Source organism: Hydrocoleum sp. CS-953 (assembly GCF_002260545.1).
GTDB lineage: Bacteria > Cyanobacteriota > Cyanobacteriia > Cyanobacteriales > Microcoleaceae > Trichodesmium.
The window spans coordinates 1-3927 of sequence record NZ_LGSU01000627.1; the positions used below are offsets into that span (position 1 = coordinate 1).

The following is a 3927-nucleotide window of genomic DNA, read 5'->3' on the forward strand; positions in this document are numbered from 1 at the left end:
CTGTTCCCTCTGTCGTCACGCTCTGCAATATTTTATGAAATTGGTATTAGATACTTAATTTCTGGGTAAAACGACTGAGAGGCAAAATTTTTTGTGCCAAGTCACTTCAGTTATTAGTTAGGGCTTGCTGATTAAATCTCAAAGCATTGACAGAGAAAGGCTAAAGCCTTGCTCTGTTGTCTAAAAGTGCAAGCTTTTTGCTCCCTAAAGCTGAAAATATGAGTATTTTGAGTAGACAAGGGCAGAAAAACTTAAGGGCAGAAAAACTGAGGGACAATTTTTCCAACTACATACTCTGTAATTCCCCATTCCTCCTGACTCCTGACTCCTGACTCCTGACTCCTGACTCCTGACTCCTACCTTCATCCATAAGACTTTTTCAGCAAACCCTAGGTATCAGTTATAAGTACCTGCTCATAAAGCAGGAGGCTTGAAATACTAATTTTTCTTTTTTTATCCCCTTGTAGAAGGCAGGGCCGTTTCATTCTTGCTTACAGCAGTTTTCAAATGGATAAACCACAGTCGATTTGCACTGGGGGTATAATCGAAGACTTGTATTCGGTTGCAACTTGAGGATGTAGAGCTTTGAAACTAGCCTTTGCCTCCTGACTCCTGTACGGGCGAATGGCCATTCGCCCCTACGACTCCTGACTCCTACAAAAGTTTTGTGGTTTACTCAACTGAAAAGCGCTGTAAGGCTCCTGGGGAGCAGGGGAGTAGGGGAGAATTTTCCACGCTTTACCCACAGGGCATCCCCAATATTCATCAATTATTCTGAAAGGTTAAAAATACGAATAGTTTTTATTTGAGGGTATTGAACCAGATATTTAGACAGAGTTTAACTAGCTATTAGCTTTTCCTTAGGTAATGCGGAGCTTGCCAGCATTTAGCAGGAGCGCTAAAATCCGAGGGTTTAAGTCCCCCACAAGAGGAGAGAAAAATTACTGGTGCGCTTTGCGTGGGGGTGATAAGACACGGAGCGGCTGCTCTTGAGTATCCCCAATTATACACAGTGAAAAGCTAATAGCTGACTGCTGAGTGCTGACTGCTACTTCAATGACACTTATCAACTGAAAAATCGGCACTGATATGGCTAATTTCTCTATTTTCTGCTCCTAAACATCTCCCGTTCTCCTTAAATTGTTAACTCACTATACGAATGATACGGCCTTACCTTGTAGAAGGGCAGCTCGCAACCCAGCCAAAGGGAGGATTGAGATTGAGACCTTATTTTCTGGTCAAGAAATACCCCTATAAAATTAATTTCTATATTATTATATTTCAATAGTGCCACAACATGGATAGGACTTACGCCAAGACCATGTATGTAGCGTTCAAAACTATAACGTTATAGTTTTTTCCCTCTATATATAGTACCTCTGCGTAAGTCCTGATGGAATTTAAAATTCAACAGTATTGATTAGGTAAGGTTTGGAGGATTTTGTTTGTAACTGTTTAATTATTTCTGCCATCCTAACAATAGTAACTTGAGGTTAAGGTTGTGTGATATAGTTCTATATTGCTAAGAGTTTCTATATATTTATTTGTATTTGATTTCTTATGTCTACTTCTAAACTAACCTTGAATTTGGTAGAAGGATCTATATCTTTTGATTTTACTCCTGAAGCTGCAAGAAATTTACAAAGTGTGATAGCTGAATTAATGCAGCAATTAAAATCTGTTGCTGCCAAAAATGCTGCTGGTAGTTCTGGCAAAGCAACTCCACAAAAATCCACAGAATATCAGTATACAGGAGATGTATTTTTGGAAATATTCTGCAATCCTAATATTTGGCCTAGTCCTTTTGCTGCTAAAGTTTTGATTACTCTACGAGACGAGCGAATTCGGATTACTACTGAGGCTGAACTTACTAGAGTTTATGATGATATTAATCAATATTTAGAGCAAATAGAATAAAATTTTTGGTAGTCTTAAATATGAAGGGATATTAGTTAGTATATCTCTTTAATTGTCTGGATATAAACTCATTCATTGTTACTTGTTTACCATTACCAAATATTTTTATTAGCTATTGTATAAGGTTAAATTTCAGCAATTAACAATGTTCATGTCGGCGACAGCCGTTTGCGAAGCATTCCGCAGGAAAACAATTAATAATTAATAATTACCCCTTCTTGAAATAACGGGATTGGCTAAAAGGAATTTTTTTTGATTTATCCTCTTGAAAGGGGAGGCTTTAAACCTTAATTGTTGAATGAATAATTAATTATTGACTATCAACTCTTAATTATTAATTATTAACTATTAATTATTAATTATTCGGTAACATCCTCCCTTTGCTGATGAAGGATTGAGAATTACCGATTACTGATTACTATAGTATGATAATTTTCTTTTTTGGCAAGTTGATTTCTACTCAACAAAAAAAAGAATTATTGAAAAGCAAAGTCTAGAAAATTTTGTAGTAGATGAGAATGAAGTAAATTATTTGAGACTCTTCCATTAAATCAAAGTCTAATACCAATTTGATAAATGTTTGTTACAAATGGTAGAAGTAAGGAAGAGGGTAGAGGGAAGAAGGAAGAAGGAGTCATTTCAGTTATCAGTTATCAGTGAACCTCCGACTTAAAGTCGGAGGCTTGAAATACTGAGTTAAATATTTTTTTCATCCCCTTAAAAGGGGAGGCTTTAGACCTCATTTTTTGGTAAATATTGAAAAAAAAAGGAAAAAATGATAGAGATAACTGTCTAAAATGAATGGGAAAGGCTATTTTTAAGTATCTCTTATCGAGGTACACTTTTTTGTATCATTCTTTTTTCAAAGTGGTATAACAGGAAAGTCTCAATACCAAACCCTACATTTTCCTATTCCGCACGGAAGTACAGAGATACTTCCTGATTCCTAATTCCTAAAAAGTTTAATCTTTAGTGAAGATAATATATAGAGAGTATTTATCAACAAAATATTCAAAATCTTACAGTTTTAACCGATAAGATGAATTTACCGAAGAATTAATAATTAGGGTTTGCTGAAAAAGTATGAGTGGTCAGGGTAGGAGTCAGGAGTCAGGAGTCAGGAGTCAGAATAAATGGGATTTATAGAGGAGCTAGTAGGAAGAATAGTCCCTTGATTTTTCTGCTATAGTGAGCATTAAAGGCTCACTTTTTCAACCTGAATAACCTAAAAACTTACGGTTTTTCAGAACCTAAAAAGGCTAAAATTTATCTGTCAATACTTTGAGATTTAATCAGCAAGCCCTAATTATAGCTGTTGTTATATAGAGAAACTGGCAACCTAAAAGCATCTTCCGACTTTCCTCAAATCATAATTTTTCCCCTCATTTATTTGAGCTACAAAAGCTTTATATAAATATTTCTCAAGTGACTGAGGTACAGTTGTTTTTATTCTTTTCTATTCCCTGTTTCGCGAATACTAATCCCTACTCCCTACTACCTACTCCCTAAAAAAAATGAATTTTGTATCTCACGCTTTTTGATAATTGCTATAAATAAATCCAACATTCGATCTTTGATTACATTAATTACCATAATATTATCTGTAAACTATGCAAAACCAACGAATAAAAAACTCAGATGAAACCAATAGAATTAATTACAAATACCAATGTGCATCAAGAGTATCAACTTTCAAAATTTGATAGTCAAATGGGACTTTGGCCGTATTATGGTGTAATAAGTTGGTATAAACATCGAATAGATTCTCAGAGATTAAAAATAGCAATTCAACAAATAGTAGATACTGTGCCAATTTTGGGAGGGAGATTGGTAAAGAAATTTTTTTCTCCATTAAAAGTTGTATGTAACCCCAAAAAATCTGGTGTTGGTTTTATTGAAATTAATCTAGAGGAACAGGAAATAAATATTGATAATTTATTAGATGCAAAAACTTATGTAAAAAATGAATTCAATATTCCCAAAAATTCCTCAGATGCTATTAATAAAGAT

Annotated in this window: 2 protein-coding genes; both read left to right on the forward strand. The window is 34.6% G+C overall.

Going from position 1 to position 3927, the window contains the following annotated elements; all coding sequences use genetic code 11:
- The first annotated feature begins 1560 nt into the window (after positions 1 to 1560).
- Positions 1561 to 1917, forward strand: coding sequence for a hypothetical protein (locus AFK68_RS06995; protein WP_094672137.1), 357 nt, complete (start codon positions 1561 to 1563; stop codon positions 1915 to 1917).
- Positions 1918 to 3555: 1638 nt separating this feature from the next.
- Positions 3556 to 3927 (forward strand): hypothetical protein (locus AFK68_RS07000; protein ID WP_143437647.1); only part of this gene is annotated, 372 nt, incomplete at its 3' end.

What these genes read in the sequence shown, in the direction of transcription:
- AFK68_RS06995 (WP_094672137.1), top strand. Translation starts at nt 1,561, where the DNA reads ATGTCTACTTCTAAACTAACCTTGAATTTGGTAGAAGGATCTATATCT.